The 17,509-nt window shown below is 41.2% G+C and carries 15 protein-coding genes; all 15 read left to right on the forward strand.

Annotation, left to right across the window (positions count from 1 at the left end):
* The first annotated feature begins 288 nt into the window (after positions 1–288).
* Positions 289–1,290: an inovirus-type Gp2 protein gene (locus Aba26S_RS07555; protein WP_043971127.1), complete on the forward strand. Its 1,002-nt coding sequence runs from the start codon at positions 289–291 to the stop codon at positions 1,288–1,290.
* A gap of 42 nt (positions 1,291–1,332) precedes the next feature.
* Complete coding sequence (locus Aba26S_RS07560; RefSeq protein WP_043971129.1) at positions 1,333–2,295, forward strand: hypothetical protein; 963 nt, start codon at positions 1,333–1,335, stop codon at positions 2,293–2,295.
* A gap of 605 nt (positions 2,296–2,900) precedes the next feature.
* Complete coding sequence (locus tag Aba26S_RS07565; protein WP_002116785.1) at positions 2,901–3,161, forward strand: hypothetical protein; 261 nt, start codon at positions 2,901–2,903, stop codon at positions 3,159–3,161.
* A gap of 18 nt (positions 3,162–3,179) precedes the next feature.
* Positions 3,180–3,758: a hypothetical protein gene (locus Aba26S_RS07570; RefSeq protein WP_043971130.1), complete on the forward strand. Its 579-nt coding sequence runs from the start codon at positions 3,180–3,182 to the stop codon at positions 3,756–3,758.
* A 10-nt stretch (positions 3,759–3,768) separates the two neighbouring features.
* Positions 3,769–4,149, forward strand: a complete 381-nt coding sequence (locus Aba26S_RS07575) for a hypothetical protein (RefSeq protein ID WP_043971132.1) — start codon at positions 3,769–3,771, stop codon at positions 4,147–4,149.
* Positions 4,150–4,288: 139 nt separating this feature from the next.
* Positions 4,289–4,588, forward strand: a complete 300-nt coding sequence (locus Aba26S_RS07580; RefSeq protein WP_043971134.1) for a hypothetical protein — start codon at positions 4,289–4,291, stop codon at positions 4,586–4,588.
* An 88-nt stretch (positions 4,589–4,676) separates the two neighbouring features.
* Positions 4,677–5,714, forward strand: a complete 1,038-nt coding sequence (locus tag Aba26S_RS07585; RefSeq protein ID WP_043971135.1) for a DUF932 domain-containing protein — start codon at positions 4,677–4,679, stop codon at positions 5,712–5,714.
* Between the two features lie 144 nt (positions 5,715–5,858).
* Positions 5,859–6,932, forward strand: coding sequence for a YqaJ viral recombinase family protein (locus tag Aba26S_RS07590; protein WP_043971137.1), 1,074 nt, complete (start codon positions 5,859–5,861; stop codon positions 6,930–6,932).
* Between the two features lie 139 nt (positions 6,933–7,071).
* A complete protein-coding gene (locus Aba26S_RS07595) occupies positions 7,072–7,974 on the forward strand; it encodes a hypothetical protein (RefSeq protein WP_043971139.1) in 903 nt (300 codons plus the stop codon).
* A gap of 242 nt (positions 7,975–8,216) precedes the next feature.
* A complete protein-coding gene (locus Aba26S_RS07600; RefSeq protein ID WP_043971141.1) occupies positions 8,217–9,947 on the forward strand; it encodes a class I SAM-dependent DNA methyltransferase in 1,731 nt (576 codons plus the stop codon).
* The gene (locus tag Aba26S_RS07605; RefSeq protein ID WP_043971143.1) at positions 9,937–11,352 is read left to right on the forward strand and encodes a helix-turn-helix domain-containing protein; all 1,416 of its coding nucleotides are present in this window, start codon (positions 9,937–9,939) and stop codon (positions 11,350–11,352) included. Before Aba26S_RS07600 ends, Aba26S_RS07605 begins: the two co-directional genes overlap by 11 nt.
* A complete protein-coding gene (locus Aba26S_RS07610) occupies positions 11,349–12,728 on the forward strand; it encodes a restriction endonuclease subunit S (RefSeq protein ID WP_043971145.1) in 1,380 nt (459 codons plus the stop codon). The genes Aba26S_RS07605 and Aba26S_RS07610 overlap by 4 nt, the downstream gene beginning before the upstream one ends.
* 8 nt (positions 12,729–12,736) lie before the next feature.
* The gene (kwaA, locus tag Aba26S_RS07615) at positions 12,737–13,333 is read left to right on the forward strand and encodes an anti-phage protein KwaA (protein ID WP_043971147.1); all 597 of its coding nucleotides are present in this window, start codon (positions 12,737–12,739) and stop codon (positions 13,331–13,333) included.
* A complete protein-coding gene (kwaB, locus tag Aba26S_RS07620; protein ID WP_043971149.1) occupies positions 13,323–14,288 on the forward strand; it encodes an anti-phage protein KwaB in 966 nt (321 codons plus the stop codon). The genes kwaA and kwaB overlap by 11 nt, the downstream gene beginning before the upstream one ends.
* Before the next feature lie 57 nt (positions 14,289–14,345).
* Entirely contained in the window at positions 14,346–17,450 is a 3,105-nt protein-coding gene (locus Aba26S_RS07625) for a type I restriction endonuclease subunit R (RefSeq protein ID WP_043971151.1), read from the forward strand.
* The last annotated feature ends 59 nt before the right edge of the window (positions 17,451–17,509 follow it).

The raw sequence follows: 17,509 nt of genomic DNA on the forward strand, positions 1-17,509 counted from the left end.
TTAATATAGAGATTAATACTAATAATAGATTAATGACTATAGAGTATAGAACTATAAATACTAGATATATCAATACAATTACTCATACAGATAACAAGAACCACGAGACATGTCATACAGATCTGAATAGATACCCCATATGTATGACGTTATTGATCAATGGTCTATGCAGAATGAGATCACTATTCGATATATGGATGACTTTTCCTTACTTGAGATAAGGACTCCATTTAAAAAAATAAGTCGATTGCTTAACTATGACGTGAATCATAGTTAAGGAAGTTCAACGTGTTTCCATTAGATCTGGATCATCAAGCAGGGGTGATGTATACCATTCATCGCTTTGTAGATGTATGTCTTAATTTTGATATTTCAGACGAAGCATTCATTTTTAACTTAGAACGCTTGTATTGCGCATTTGAAGCGTTTAAACAAGAAGGGCTTGAGTATGCAGCATCAATTCGGGCCTTTATTGCAGTCACTGAATACGTCAATAGTCAGCGTGGCATGCTCAGCTTTGCTGAATATCTGACAGGGCTTTCAATAGGGGAAATTAAGGCATTAAGACGAATCCTGCATGCGCATCGAGGGCTGATACGTGATGAGATCAAAAGCTTTGCGAGACGGAAAGAATTGAATCGAGTGGCATTACTTGAGGAGTTCGAAGGCGCAATCAAGGGGTATTATTCGGTTCTAGTGATCAGAGTGGATTTGAGCTATAGCAAGGACAGCATGAGTGAAATTACTGTAAATGACTTCTATCAGCATATCGGAAAACTGCGTGATTTGATCACTGATAAGAATGGATATTTTGATGCACTTTTGACCTATGCGATCGCACTGGAGCAGGGTATAACCAAAGGCTTTCATGCTCACTTGGCATTAGTGATTAATCGGTCTGAGCACCAGAGCGATTATAAAATTGCTGAAGGGGTAATTGAGAAGTGGAATGAGATTACTTTAAGCAAAGGTGTTGGATGGAACATCAACACGACAGCGAATAAAGACAACTACGAGAAGCAGGGTCGTTTAGGCATTGGAGAGATTCGTCGAACAATACCCGAACAAGGCGATAATGCTTTGGGTGCAGTTGCGTATCTCAGTGACCCTGATAAATACGAGCAGACGTTATTGGTTAAACCGCGAGGGCTTAAAACGTTTTATAAGGGGGATTATCGGCATCATGGTCGCCCAATACCTGATACAGAAGAAAATAGAAGAATCAAAGAATGGGATGCGCAGACCGCTTTAGCAAAGCTGGAAGAGGAGATTTGGTTTAAAAAATTATGAAGATGCCAGTTCTATGAAGTTAATTAATTCGTAGGACAACACATGAGCCATTCAGAGTTAGAGTTTGTTACAGCACCCCGATTAGAACAAGACGTTTTAGAGCATTACCAAACGATTCGCTTTGCTCCAATTCCAGAAGGTACTGATTACGATGCTCATCAAAAAAATATAGATCAGGAGTTCAAGCGGAAACTGTCGGGTTATTTTTCAGCATGGCGCAGAATGATGGCCGTTGGCATTCATGAGCATTTGTCTTTTTCCTTTTGGGCAGACAAGTTCTTTCAGGCTTACTGCAGTGTATTACAGGAAGAGCAGATTCGGTTCTTTGAGGTCACGGCGCAAAGAAGCGCTGGTTTTTATATCGATAAGATCGTAAAGCGGCTGAGAGTGCTGTTTGAAAGCACCAGCTTAACTGAAGAAATGCATAAGCTGAATGAGCGCTACGAGAAGCGGATTGAAAAGCTGAGAGAATCCTACCGTAATACAAGCCAGATCTATCCCGATGCAGCGGATTTAAAACTGGAACTAAGTCTAAATGAGGGGGGAAATGAAATTATCGATTTGCGACAGTTAGAGCGATTTTTATCAAATTTCCAAAAAAGTCTAGCGGCTGAGTATTGGTATAGAACACAAGCCATTTACCGCTTTTATCAAATTGTACGGGATGATGTTCAGCAGCGTTATGTGATCCACTTTTATCTGAGCTTTAACCGATCACTCTATTCTGATCCTTTGGGATATTGCAATGATAGCAGAGAGCACTGGATGAGAGCGACTGGATATCTAGGCACATGCGTTTATCCAGAAATGCATCATCAGCTTTCCGATGCTGATGCACAAAAAGCGCTGAGGATTGATCGGATCACTCAAGAAGAAGCGGGCTGTCCTTTGGGTGCATTAAATAGCATGCCAGAGAATCAAACGGGGCAGTTTGGGCTTCCGAATAGAATCTGCATTTACCCTAAAGGATTTAAATGGTTTGATGGAGCACCTGTACGGCGCTGAAAATTTATATCAGAGTCCTGCACTTGCTTGACGCTCTACAGCGTGCAGATTATCCTTAGCCTGCTGACCTACATCGTCAGCGGGTTTTAGCAGACCCATTAACAAAGACAATATGTGAAATCTCATTTTGCATGTTGTGGACCCGTTCGTCCCCCTTTCTTTGCGGTAGGGCGGAGGGGGGACGCGCTTGCGCGTGCTGGTTTCTTTGTTACCAGTCTGCTAACCCTCCTTCGTTCTGCCACCATCATATTAGCAGTGATTTGGCAGGATTCTTTTAAAACAAAGGAGTACGCCATGCGCTTACATCAATACCGTCTTTTATATTTCTCTTTTTTCATGTTTGTGCCGATTGGCGATTAGACCTGATGCTGTGCAGTCAATGCATAGCTGTGTCGATAACTTTCTAAGAATAAAACTTTTTCAAGTACATATTACCGATATGAAGATGAATCTCTCATGCTGTTTTGAGGGTCATAGATCCGTGTGCTTTATCGTCTATAACACTTCAAAAAAACATAGATATTCAATCCAACATTCATGCATGGGGAGCACTGCGTCTGATTAAGACCAAGACCAGTGATGCCTATAAAAAAGAGAAAATGATGATGTTTAAAACCTTCCTAAAAACGACCCTGATTTCATCACTACTTGCAGGCGCATCATTGGTGCAGGCAGGCTGGTTTGCACAAGCCAGTGAATCCTACCTTGTTCAAGCACGTCATACAGGTGGTGGGGTTTATCAATGTCTTTATAAAACTAATCCTGGCAACCGTGGTTGGCGTAATTTCACGGTGAACTTTCAAGGTGGTTGTCCACGCTTTGTTCACTTTAATGCGCAGAATGGTCAAGTCACTGTACCCAACTAAAAATGGGGAGCATTTAAGATGAACCAAAAAACCATATTGGGCTTGGCGGCAATCTTAGCCCTGTCCCTGATCAGCATCGCAGGCATCTATTTCTTTAGCCCCAAACATGTAACTGAAAAAATGGTTCCAGCCAGTACTTCTGAGACCAGCTCTGCACAGCCTTTAGAATCCGCCACTTCTGCCGCATCAACCGAGATTCCCGCAGCGGAAGTGGATGGGATTGATGTCAAAGAATTGACCACGGGAAGCAAAAGTCTGAGTCCAGCAGACCATGAACCTGAATTGCTGAGTTTTGAGTTTGATCAAAACCTTAAGGCGGTGGATACCTTACTGTCGATGCTGCCTTATGATGAACTGCCTGAATTTGAGCGGGACAATATAGACAAGTATCAAGGCTATATCTTCGCCAAAGCCGCAAAAGATACAGGCAAATCAGTGCAAGACTTTAGCTTGCAAGAACATGGCGCACTGGAGTCGGAGCAAGCGGGTAATCGCTACTACGTCTATAAATTTGATAACGGCACAGACTGTGAAATCCATCTGGCCAGCATTGATTTAAATACAGGCGATTATGGCGTGAGCTATAACTACTGCTGAGGATGAATTTATGAAGCAATTTTTTAAACCGATCCTACTCGCAGTGACTATAACGACAGGAATGTTGTTGACTGGCTGTAACTCTGGCCTTGATCCAAATATATTTACGGTAGAACTCGATGTAATTGATACCAGTAACTGGTATGCCCAAAATCAATCCGCTACGGTATTGACCATCCGTTCCAATATTGCAGAGCCTATCGATGTCAGCCATGTTTCTGTCAATCATGGACAATGTCGTTATGAAGGCTATCGTCGATCATTGGAATATCCGCAGCATTTTAAGATGGGGCAACGTTTAAGACTAAAATTAACAGACTGTAGCTACAGTAATGTGGTGCAGGTTGATGTCGAAACAGATAAAGGCACTGCAAGCTATAGCTTTCAATAACCGTCTTGCATTCTAAATGTTAAAACACAGCATTTAAATTTAGATGAAACACCAAATCAAACCGTGTCCTCAATGGGCACGGTTTTTTTTATGTCCTCAATTCGCTCTTCGCACTGAATTCATTTCGCAAGGAATACCCATGTCTTTTATTCGATGTCCCTACTGTCAGTCTACCCAGGTCAGACAAACCGATTCAGGCAATGCGCATGCCAATTATTTTGAGCAACTACAACGTTGTATCTCACCAACACAGATGGCGCTGTTCGGCATGCAGCTTGCCAAAAAGGCAGGATTCCCGCCTTTTACAGGCGCAGCCATCGGTGTTGTGGTGGGTGGTGTATTGGTTATTGTCAGTCAGTACTGCTATGAAAAATATTACAGCAATGCCGAGCAGTATGTCTGCTTGGATTGCCAACAACAGTTTGCATGGGCGAGGTAATCACTTCTCAGCCATTGCACTGGTACATCGTTGAATAAATCGATTCTTTAAAACATCACATTACACATTCTTTTTAGGAATAATCAAAATGGCACATCAAATTGAACAAATGGCGTATGTCGGACAAACCCCTTGGCATGGTCTAGGCAATCAACTTAGCCCAAACCAACCGATTGAAGTCTGGGCCAAGCAAGCAGGTATGGATTGGCGTATTGAATCATCCAATGTCAGCTACATGGCTAAAAATGATCGTGGACAAAGCATCATTATGCCGTATGAAGAACAACGGGTACTGTACCGTTCAGATACGTATGCTCCTTTATCGGTGGTGAGTCAGCGTTATCAAGAAGTCCAACCGATGGAAATTCTGGAGTTCTACCGTGATCTGACTGAGCAATCAGGCTTTGAACTGGAAACCGCAGGTGTCCTAAAAGGTGGGAAAAAGTTCTGGGCTTTGGCACGTACAGGACAAACTGCAGAATTGAAAGGTGGTGATGTCAGCAATGGCTATATTCTGCTAGCAACCGCATGTGATGGTACTTTAGCCACCACCGCACAATTCACCAATATCCGTGTGGTGTGTAACAACACTTTGGCCATTGCCTTACGTGGACAGAGTTCCAATGCAGGCGTGGTCAAAGTACCGCACAGTACCAAATTCGATGCCGACAAAGTCAAAGATCAACTCGGTATTTCAGTGAAAACATGGTATGACCACATGTATGAAATGAAACAACTCACCCAACGTAAAGTCACCCAGAAAGAAGCAGCGGCTTATTTTGATGCGGTATTTAACAACAATAGCCTAAGTGCGATGGAACAGGAGGATAACATTATTCAGTACTACCGTAATGTCGCGTCTCAAGCCAATCCACAACCCAATAAAACTGAACCGAATGGACGTGCCATGACCAAAGTCATGAATATGTTTAATGGGCAGGGACGTGGAGCAGACTTATCTTCAGCCAAAGACACCGCTTATGGATTGCTTTGCGCGATCACAGAATTTGTCGACCATGAACGTCGTGCGATGAGTACCGATCATCGCCTTGACTCTGCTTGGTTTGGTGCAGGGGCAGCATTGAAACAACGGGGATTGGAGCAGGCTTTACATTTAGCCGCTTAAGCTTGATTTAATCTTTAGACTTTATCATTAGAGCATCTGATCAGCACGATCATGTGTCCTCCTGATTAACGATCCCTCTTTGCCACATCTTCGGATGTGGCTTTTTTTATGCCGTTTTAAAATCAATGATAGAAGGATAAACCCATGAATCAGATTATAAACCCAACAGTAACGTCTCAATCTCAGTATTTACCAACTGTAGCCAATGACAAGCTTAAACAAAGTCAATCAGGTTCAAAACGTAGTTTAAATGCCAAACGTCTGATCAACACCAAACAATTGGACTATCAGGCATGGCTGGAAGTGCGTAAACAGGGAATAGGCAGCAGTGATGCCGCAGCTGCCTGTGGCTTGAATCCCTATATGTCGATGCTAGAACTGTGGATGATTAAAACAGGACGGGTACAGCAAAACATCGAAGATGAAAGCTCAGGGCATGCACCTTTATATTGGGGTAAACAGTTAGAACCCTTGGTCGCAGAATACTACAGCATGCACACCAATAATAAAGTCCGTCGGGTCAATGCGGTGTTACAGCATCCTGATCCTGATAAAGCCTTTATGTTGGCGAACTTGGATTATGCCGTGGTGGGCAATGAAGACGTGCAAATACTGGAATGCAAAACCGCAGGAGAATATGGCGCTAAACTGTGGCGAGATGGTGTGCCGTTATACGTGTTGTGTCAGGTACAACACCAACTGGCGGTGACAGGTAAACAAGCGGCACATATTTGTGTCTTGCTGTGTGGACAGGAAACCAAAATCTACAAAGTCAGTCGTAACGAAGCCCTGATTGAACAAATCATTCAGGCAGAACGATTATTTTGGGAATGTGTTGAAAATGACGTTCCGCCTGCTGTTGATGCCAGTGAATCGGCAGCCAAAGCTTTACAACAGCTCTATCCTGAACATACCCCACTGAGCTGTGTTGATCTAACGGAGGTGAAACTTGCTAATGAACTGTTTGATCAGCTGATACAGGAGAAACAGCAGCTTGAACAGCACCAAAGCCAGTTTGATCTACTCAAACACCGAGTTCAGGCACTGATGCAGGAACATGAACGTGCTGTATTTCAGCAAGGTTCGGTGACATGGAAGAAGAGCAAGGACAGTATCAGTCTGGATACCAAGTCCTTACTTCAGCACCAACCTGAACTCATCCAACAATACCCATTGCAGAAAGCAGGCAGCCGTCGTTTCAACATTTATCACGATTAGCTCAAAGTTTAGAGTTAATCACTCAGCAAGAAGCAATCTGAAATCCCGTGCAGCCCTGCATGGGATTTTTTTATGCCGATTTTAATTTAAGCAAACAGTGCAACACATCTAAACATATCAACTACAGAGGAATTTCAACATGATTAAAGGTCTAGCCATTACACCGCCAATTCTTGGGCGGATCAGTATCGGCAAGGTTGTCGAAAAGAATGGGAAACGCATCCCTGAAAAGGATGACCAATTCACCATTACCAGCCAAATCCAAAGCAAAGAGAGTGGTTGGATAAAACATCCACTGGATGATCAGCTTCGAGCGAATATTCTCAATCAAAAGTTACGCTTAATCCCGGTCAGAATGATCTTCAATGATCCTGACTTAAACCTACGTGCAGAATACAGCCTATTTGACCGTCAGACTGGACGGCCAGTCTGTGTCGGTAACGGTGAAACATGCCAGCGTTTAACCAGTCAAGGCGTAGAGCAACATCCCTGTCCATCCCCTGATTTATGCCCATTGGCTCAAGGAGGGAACTGCAAGCCCTACGGTCGCCTGCATGTGAATTTGGATGATTCTGATGAATTTGGCACCTTTATCTTTAGAACCGCAGGCTTTAACAGTATTCGGACTTTGGCTGCGCGACTGAGTTATTACCATGCAGCGTCTAATGGTTTGTTATCTTGCCTCCCATTGCAGTTGATATTGCGTGGTAAGAGTACGACACAGAGCTATCGTCAGCCAGTCTATTACGTGGATCTGACTTTAAGAGAAGGGATTAGCTTGAATGAGGCGATTATTCAGGCGAAGCAAATTGATGAACAGAGCAAGCAAGCGGGGTTTGATCAGGAAGCTTTAGACTTTACCGCAAGGAAGGGTTTTGCCAATGCACGGTTTGAAACGGATATAGAGGAAGGGTTAGATGTGCTGGAGGAATACTACCCTGAACAAGAACAAAACCGTACGGTGGAGCAACAAGCTTCGCCTGAAGGGTTTGTGCAGGATATTCAGCAAGGGTTGCAGCGATCAGTCAGACCCGTCAATTAATCGATTGGTTGGAAAAGAGCAACTTTCTAGGTTGCTCTTTTTTTTTACGACATTATAAGACGTAGCAGTTGTTAAAGGACTATATTCGCTATGGTTATCTCGTTAAAATGACAAGACTTCATTAATCTCTATTTTTTTGTTAAGTGCATGACTTTTAATAGGTCGTAGATATGCTAACTTAGCAACATTGTTTAACATTAAGTATAAAACCAAAGCGGTTGATCTTGGATTGAGGAAATAAAATGCATTCATTGGAACAAAAGTTTCTAAATGACTTAGATGACAAGCTTTGGAAAGCCGCCGATAAATTACGCAGTAGTCTGGATGCTGCTAACTATAAGCATATTGTTCTCGGGCTGATTTTCTTAAAGTACGTCTCGGATGCTTTCGATGAGCGTCAGTCTGAACTCAAGGATTTATTTGCTCAGGAAGGTGATCACAACATCTATTACATGCCGCGTGATCAGTACGACAGCGATGAAGAATACCAGCAGGCTATTGCTGAAGAACTAGAAATATTGGATTACTACCAAGAAAAAAACGTATTTTGGGTGCCAAAAGCAGCACGTTGGTTAAGTATCCGTAATGCAGCAGCACAAGCGATTGGCTCTATCATTTGGCAGGATGAACAAGGGCAAGATGTCAAACTACGCTCTGTATCCTGGCTGATTGACAATGCCTTTGATGAAATTGAAAAAGCCAATCCAAAGCTTAAGGGTATTCTGAATCGTATTGGACAGTATCAGCTGGACAATGACAAGCTGCTTGATCTGATCAACACCTTCTCTGACACCAGTTTTACCAAGCCTGAATATAATGGCGAAAAACTCAGTCTGCACAGTAAAGATATTCTCGGGCATGTTTATGAATATTTTTTAGGACAGTTTGCCTTGGCTGAAGGCAAGCAGGGTGGACAGTATTATACGCCTAAAAGCATTGTCACCTTAATTGTTGAAATGCTACAACCTTATAAAGGTCGCGTGTACGACCCTGCAATGGGGTCAGGCGGATTCTTTGTTTCTAGTGAAAAGTTCATTGAACAACATGCGCAGGAAAAGCATTACAAAGCCTCAGAGCAGAAAAAGCATATTTCCATTTATGGTCAGGAAAGTAACCCGACCACATGGAAACTGGCCGCCATGAACATGGCGATTCGCGGGATTGATTTTAATTTCGGTAAGAAAAATGCAGACAGCTTTTTAGAGGATCAGCATCCAGACTTACGTGCTGACTTTGTTATGGCTAACCCACCTTTTAATATCAAAGATTGGTGGCATGCTTCGCTAGAAAGTGATGTACGCTGGAAATACGGTACACCGCCACAAGGTAATGCCAACTTTGCTTGGATGCAGCACATGCTGCACCATCTATCACCTACGGGCAGTATGGCATTATTACTTGCCAATGGTTCGATGAGTTCCAATACCAACAATGAAGGTGAGATCCGTAAAAACCTGATCGAAGCCGATCTGGTGGAATGCATTGTTGCATTACCAGGACAATTGTTCACCAACACGCAAATTCCAGCCTGTATCTGGTTTCTAACCAAGGACAAAAAGAACGGATTGTCTTTAGATAAAAAGAAAGCTAACCGTGAAGGTAAGACGCTGTTCATCGATGCCCGTAATTTGGGCTATATGAGAGATCGCGTACTGCGTGACTTTACCGATGCTGATATTGCCAAAATCACCCAGACCCTGCACGCATGGCAACAGGGAGATAATTTTGAGGGTGAAAAGTATCAAGATGAGAAAGGTTTCTGCTTCTCTGCTGAGTTAAAAGATATTCAGAAGCACGACTATGTATTGACTCCAGGGCGTTATGTGGGTGCAGTCGAGCAGGAAGATGATGGCGAGCCATTCGCTGAGAAAATGCTGCGTTTGACCGCTCAGCTCAAAGAACAATTTGCTGAAAGTGCGGTCTTGGAAAGTGAGATTAAAAAGAACCTAAAGGGCTTGGGCTATGAGTTCTGATCATCCTTTATTGCTGGAAATTCAGAAGGGTGAAAGTCAAACCCTTGAATTTAAAGAGCAGTTACCGAAAGGGCAACAGGTGGCAAAGACCCTGATTGCTTTTGCCAATACCAGTGGTGGTAAATTGGTAGTGGGTGTAAGTGATGATCGCCAACTCGTAGGTATTCAAGATGATATTTTTGAGCTGCAAGATCAGATCACCTCAATGATCAATGAATTGTGTATGCCAAACATTCTGCCGTATATCTATATCGAGAATATCCAAGGCATAGAGTTGCTGGTGATTGAAGTCAGCCGTGGTTCGTTATTGCCTTATTATCTCAAACCACAAGGCAAGGCACAGGGAACCTATATCCGTTTGGGTGCAAGTAATCGTGTAGCATCGCCTGAGTATATCCAGCAACTCGAATTGCAGCGTCTGAACCAGACTTTTGATGAGCAGCCGAATCCGCAATACAGTTTAGACGACATAGATTTACAGCCTTTAAAGCAAGCCTTTGCTGAGGTGGGTAAAGAGCTGTCTTTGCAAAAGATGCGGAATCTTAAATTGATCATTCAGCAGAATGGACAGGATTATCCTAGTCATGGGTTACTCATTTTGTTGGGGCTTTATGAGCAGGTTGAAATCAAATGCAGCCGCTTTAAAGGCACCACCATGACCGTATTTTTAGATAAAAAAGAATACCGTGGAGACTTGTTTAGCCAGTTGAAGCAAACAGAGCAATTCATCAAGAATCATCTGCATCTACGGGCAGAAATTTTAGGGTTACAACGTACAGAAAGTTATGAAATCCCCATTCCTGCTATTCGTGAAGCCTTGGTGAATGCAGTGCTGCACCGTGACTATAGCAATGCAGGGCGTGATATTAAGGTTGGCATTTATGATGACATCCTGAATATTGTATCCCCGGGTGGCTTGCCCAATGGTCTGACTGAAGAAGATTTGGCTCAAGGTCGTTCTGAGATCCGTAACCGTGTTTTGGCTCGTGTGTTTAAAGAATTGGGTTATATCGAGCAGTGGGGCAGTGGGATTGCCCGTATTAAAGATCTATGTTTGGAGGCAGGTAATGCCGAACCTCAATTGAAAGCACAAGGTGATTTTGTCGATTGGGAATTTTACCGTCCTTCGATTGAGCAATTAGGTGGCTCAATAGGTGGCTCAATAGGTGGCTCAATAGGTGGCTCAATCCAAGAAGATATGCTGACAGATCGGCAAAAAGAGATTTTAGATTTAATTCAGCAGAACCCGAAAATTTCCTATCGTGCTATGGCGGAGCAACTTGCTATTAATGAGTCAGCAGTGAAAAAGCATTTGAATAACTTAAAAGATGCAGGCTGGCTTGAGCGTGTAGGTGGAACACGTGGTTATTGGGTGATTAAGAAAGAATTTGGGGGTGGTGTGTGAGCATTGATTTTCCTAAAAATTGGAAGCAAGTAGTTTTAGAAGATGCTTTAGATGCCTTAATCGATTACAGGGGAAAGACGCCCAAAAAAGTGGATAAGGGCATTCCCTTGATTACAGCTAAGGTTGTCAAATCTGGTCGAATATTGCCAATGGATGAATTTATTGCTGATGAGGATTATGAAAGCTGGATGGTCAGAGGCATTCCTCAAATAAGTGATATTGTTGTAACGACAGAAGCACCATTAGGTGAAGTTGCACAAATTAAGAATGCAAATGTTGCTTTAGCACAGAGAATAGTTACTTTACGAGGCAAAGTTGATTTCTTAGAGAACGATTTTTTATTATTTTTAATGCAATCTGATTTTGTACAAAATCAATTAGAAGCAAGAGCGACTGGTTCAACTGTTAAGGGAATTAAGCAGTCAGAGCTTAGAAAAATTATTTTACCTATTCCTCCAATTGTAGAGCAAAAATGTATTGGAAAAATTCTTTCCGACTTAGATGACAAAATCCACCTCAACAACCAAATTAACCAAACCTTAGAATCCATTGCTCAAGCCATTTTTAAAAGCTGGTTTATCGACTTTGACCCTGTGCGTGCCAAAATAACAGCTAAGCGGGAAGGCAAAGACACTGAACTTGCTGCTATGTGTGTTATTAGCGGTAAAAGCCAAGAAGAGCTGAAGCAAATGTCTAAAGATGACTTTGCTGAGTTACAAGCGAGTGCTGCGCTGTTTCCTGATGAATTAGTAGAGACTGAGCTAGGGGAAGTGCCGAAGGGGTGGGATAAATATTCGCTATCAAAAATGATCACACTAATTGGTGGGGGAACGCCTAAAAGATCTGAGCCAAATTATTGGAATGGTGATATTTTCTGGTTCTCTGTAAAAGATGTTCCAAATGAAGGTGAAGTTTTTGTTATTACTACACAAGAAAAAATTTCAGAACTTGGTTTAAATAAAAGTTCAACGAAATTACTCCCTGTAGGAACTACAATTATAACTGCTAGAGGCACTGTAGGAAAAATAGCATTGGTTGGTTATGAAATGGCTATGAACCAATCTTGTTATGGTGTTCAAGGAATAAATGGTGTAAGGCAATTTATGACCTACTATTTGATAAAAAATGCAGTAGAGGTTTTAAAGAAAAATACTCATGGTGCTGTATTTGATACCATTACTCAATCAACATTTGATACTGTTACTTCTATTAAACCAAGCATAGAAATGATGGACTTGTTTGAGTCTAAAGTTGAAAAAATTATGGGGCATATAAAAAATAATTTATATGAAAATAATAGCTTAATAGCTTTAAGGGATACCTTATTACCCAAATTATTGTCGGGTGAGTTAGATGCTGCTTTGTTAAAAGGCTAGGATAAGTCATGGCAAGAACAAATACACGTAGGAAAGTTGATTTATACATTCTATCTTTAGGATTGTTATTTTTATTTTTTATTATTATGTCGATTCAGTTTCCAGGTGAGTATTTTTTTATAAAAGATTTCGAATCATGGTGTGAGTTAATATTAAAAAATATTTTGACCATAATTTCATTCTTGGCATTGCTTTATTGTTTTTATGCATACAAGAAATTTGATTTTGATTTGAAAGGAACAACAGAAATTCCTTTTGAGATAAAAAAAATTGATGATGCTAATTATGAGCATTTAACATTTTTGGCAACATATGTAGTTCCTTTAATTAGTTTTGATTTTAGTGAAGGAAGACAAATTGTCGTACTCGTACTTTTATTGGTGGTTATGGGTGCCATATATGTTAAAACGGATCTCTTTTATGCTAACCCATCATTAGCACTTTTGGGGTTTCGTATATACCGAGCAAATGGTGGTTTTAAAACTGGAGCAAGAGATGGAATAATTTTGATAAGTAGAACAAAAATGAAAGTGGGGGCTAAAGTTTCATACATAAAACTAGATGATAGAATTTATTTTGTAAAAGGCTTGAGAGATGAATCTTGATAATCTTAAAAAATCAGTTAATTACTTTATTGATAATTATGATGATGTAGGTGTTTCAGTTTACGCTATTTTGAAAAATAGAGGTGATAGTGATCCAGTTAAAATAGATATTGAATCAGAAGCGTTAAATGGATTAAAAAAAATATTCGTTCAAAGTATAAAAGAATGTGTATTTGATAATGATGATCTAACAGTATTAAATCTTTCTAGTTCAGATGAGAGATTAAATGCTCTTTATATTTATGATCTTGAAATTCCAAGTGAGTTGGCCACAATAAATACTGTAATATCGACTGATGATTTGCCTAAATTAAATTTGAATCAGCATGATCTTTCCTCAATAAAAGCTTTGTTGATAGAGTTAGGTAATGATGAAAAACAAATTGTTCTGTATAAAACTTTAGCACAGGTTAATATATTTAAACGTTCAGGTTTATTTCTTAAAAAATCGAAATCACGACTTGAAAAGATAGATGATGAGTTCTTACGTATAAGCTCAGGGTTTCAAATGTTTCAAGTGGATGGTGCTTTATTGGTTGTGGACTTGCAAACTATAGAAAAGAGTTTTGGATTTCATGATGTAATTAAAAAAGAAGCTGCCTTAGGAGTTGCAGCAGTTGAAAAAATTCAGTTAGTTCAGAATCAGGAAGTTCTATTAGAATTACTTGATGATATAAAATATGCAAGAAGATTTACAAAAATTGCAAAATCCTCTCCTGTATTGAAATCAGGAATTCCTAATAATGAAATTATTCAATTTTGCCAAAACTTTCCTACTCTAACAGGAAAAATTCGCTTTAATGAAGCCGCTGATAAGATCATATTAGATACTAAAGTTTCCAAAGATTTATTTATTCAATTGCTTATGGATAATTTCCTTACTTCAGAGTTGACTAAATCTTATTATTCAAGTGTAGCAAAAGATAGTCTGGATAAAGGTGTTGCTAATAATTAGTCATTAGACATATCTAACATTATAGAAATTTTTAATTAATATTAATTGGGGGGAATCATGAACGAAACACAACTAGAAAACCTTTGCCTTGATTGGTTCACCGAAAATGGTTGGGAAGTCGTTCATGGTATTGATATTGCACTTGATAGCAGTAATCCTTTACGCAAAGACTATAAACAGATCTTATTGGAAGCTGATTTAAAGGCAGCTTTTGAACGTTTGAATCCACATTTGCCTGCTGGTTGTTTTGAGCAAGTGTTATTGAAATTGAGTAAACCTGAAAGTCTGGATCTAGTCACCAATAACCGTGCCTTCCATCGTATGTTGTTGGAGGGTGTGCCTGTCACCTATAAGAAACAGGACGATTGGGTACATGACCATGCCTTCTTGGTGGATTTCAACCATGTGCATCAAAACCGATTTGTGGCGATTAATCAATTTACTGTTCTAGGTGCTAAACAACCTCGACGTCCTGACATCATCTGTTTTATTAATGGTATTCCATTTGCAGTCCTTGAGCTGAAAAGCCCAACTGATGAAAATACGGATATTTGGGATGCTTTTAACCAATTGCAGACATACAAAGAAGAAGTCTCTGATCTATTTATCTTTAATGAAGCTTTAGTTGTAAGTGATGGCGTAACAGCTCGTATTGGTTCACTGACAGCGAATCAGGAACGCTTTTTGCCGTGGCGTACGATTAAGAATGAAGATGACAAACCTGCTTTAGAGTGGGAGCTAGAAACAGTTGTTCGTGGCTTCTTTGATCGAGAATTGTTTTTAGATTACATCCGATTCTTTGTGTTATTTGAAACAGATGGCGAAAAGACCATTAAGAAAATTGCAGGCTACCATCAGTTCCATGCGGTTAGGGAAGCGGTACAAGCGACCATTGCAGCAGCCAATCCGAATGGGGATAAGAAAGCAGGCGTTGTTTGGCATACCCAAGGCTCGGGTAAAAGTATTTCCATGTGTTGTTATGCAGGTAAACTATTACAGCAGCCTGCCATGCACAACCCAACTTTGTTGATCGTGACTGACCGTAATGACTTGGATGGACAGCTCTTTGAAACCTTTAGCAATGCCCAAGAATTATTAAAGCAAACCCCAGTACAAGCCAATAACCGCGATGAGCTGAGACAGCTTTTAGCTGAGCGTGAGTCTGGCGGGATCATTTTTACCACGGTACAAAAGTTTGCATTATTAGATGGTGAGAGTGAGCATCCATTATTGAATGGACGCCACAATATTGTGGTCATGTCAGATGAAGCACATCGTAGCCAATATGGTTTGAAAGCAAAACTAGGTAACGATGGCACGTACAAGTTCGGTTATGCCAAGCACATGCGTGATGCCTTGAGGAATGCGGCTTTTATTGGCTTTACTGGAACTCCGATCTCAAGTGAAGATAAAGACACTCGAGCTGTCTTTGGTGATTATGTTTCCATCTATGACATTCAGGATGCCGTTGATGATGGTGCAACTGTACCCATCTATTACGAATCACGTTTGGCAAAGCTAGATATTAATCAGGCTGAAATCGAAGAGCTATCTGAACAAGTCGATGAGGTTGTAGAAGATGAAGAAGATGTTGGTAACAGAGAAAAGACTAAGAGCGAATGGAGCCGACTAGAAAAGCTGGTGGGTGCCACACCACGGCTGAAACAGATTGCTGCGGATTTAGTCGCACACTTTGAAGCCCGTACAGAAGCCACGGCGGGTAAAGGCATGATTGTGACCATGAGCCGCGAGATCTGTGTCCACCTTTACAATGAGATTATTGCCTTACGTCCAGATTGGCATGACCCTGATCCTGAAAAAGGCAAAATCAAAATTGTGATGACGGGTTCAGCTTCAGATAAACCATTATTGCAGCCGCATATCTACAATAAGCAAACTAAAAAACGCCTTGAGAAACGCTTTAAGGACGTAAACGATCCTTTACAACTGGTGATTGTACGCGATATGTGGCTTACAGGTTTTGATGCACCGTGTACGCACACCATGTATATCGACAAACCGATGAAGGGGCATAGCCTCATGCAGGCAATTGCACGTGTGAACCGTGTCTTTAAAGATAAGCAGGGTGGACTAGTTGTTGACTATATCGGCATTGCTAATGAATTGAAGCTGGCCTTAAAAACCTATACCGATGCCAAAGGGAAAGGTGAGCCGACTTTACGTGCAGAAGAAGCCTATGCAGTGCTTGCTGAAAAGATGGATGCAATACGAGGAATGTTCACCAAAACCAACGAGCAGGCAGGTATGGATTTGGGTGCTTATGAAACTCAGGCACACCGACTGATTATCCCCGCAGCTAACTATGTGCTGAGCTTAAAGGATGGTAAAAAGCGTTTTCTTGATTTAGTTCTGGCAATCAATAAAGCCTTCTCTTTATGCAGCACCTTGGATGAAGCGAAGAACCTGCACAAAGAAATTGCCTTTTACTCAGCCATTAAAGCGGTCATTAGCAAGCATACCTCTGTAGATCGTAAACTGTCGCAAGCGGAAAAGGACAGTACGCTAAAACAGATTCTGGACAATGCTGTCATTGCTGATGGCGTAACAGATGTCTTTGCAATGTGTGGTTTGGATAAACCTAATATTGGCTTGCTTTCAGATGAGTTCTTGGAAGATGTACGGCAGATGCCATACCGTAACTTGGCAGTTGAACTTCTGGAAAAGTTACTCAATGATGGCATTAAGGCAAAGACGCGAAACAATGTGGTACAGGAAAAACGCTTCTCTGACCGTTTGCAGGAAACCTTGAGGAAATACAATAACCGAGCGATTGAAACTTCTCAGGTCATTGAAGAACTCATTCAAATGGCAAAAGAATTTCAGGCAGAGATGCAGCGTGAAGCTGCACTTGGTTTGAATCCTGATGAAATCGCTTTCTATGATGCTTTGGCAAACAATGAAAGTGCTGTCAGAGAGCTTGGAGACGATACGCTGAAACAGATCGCACGAGAGATTACAGAGAAGCTTAGGAAGTCAACGACAGTGGATTGGCAGGTTAGGGATAGTGTGCGTGCTCAGCTGAAAATATTAGTACGTCGTACTTTGCAGCGATGGAAATACCCGCCTGATAAAGCGGCTGAAGCGATTGAGCTTGTGATGAAGCAAGCTGAGCAGTTGTCGAATGCGTGGACGACTAGCTAAAAAATCATTTATAAAGAACGTAATGTACACAAAATAATTTACATGCTCTTCTTGGGCGA

Origin of the sequence: Acinetobacter sp. NBRC 110496, from assembly GCF_000876115.1 — a bacterium.
Taxonomy (GTDB): Bacteria; Pseudomonadota; Gammaproteobacteria; order Pseudomonadales; family Moraxellaceae; genus Acinetobacter.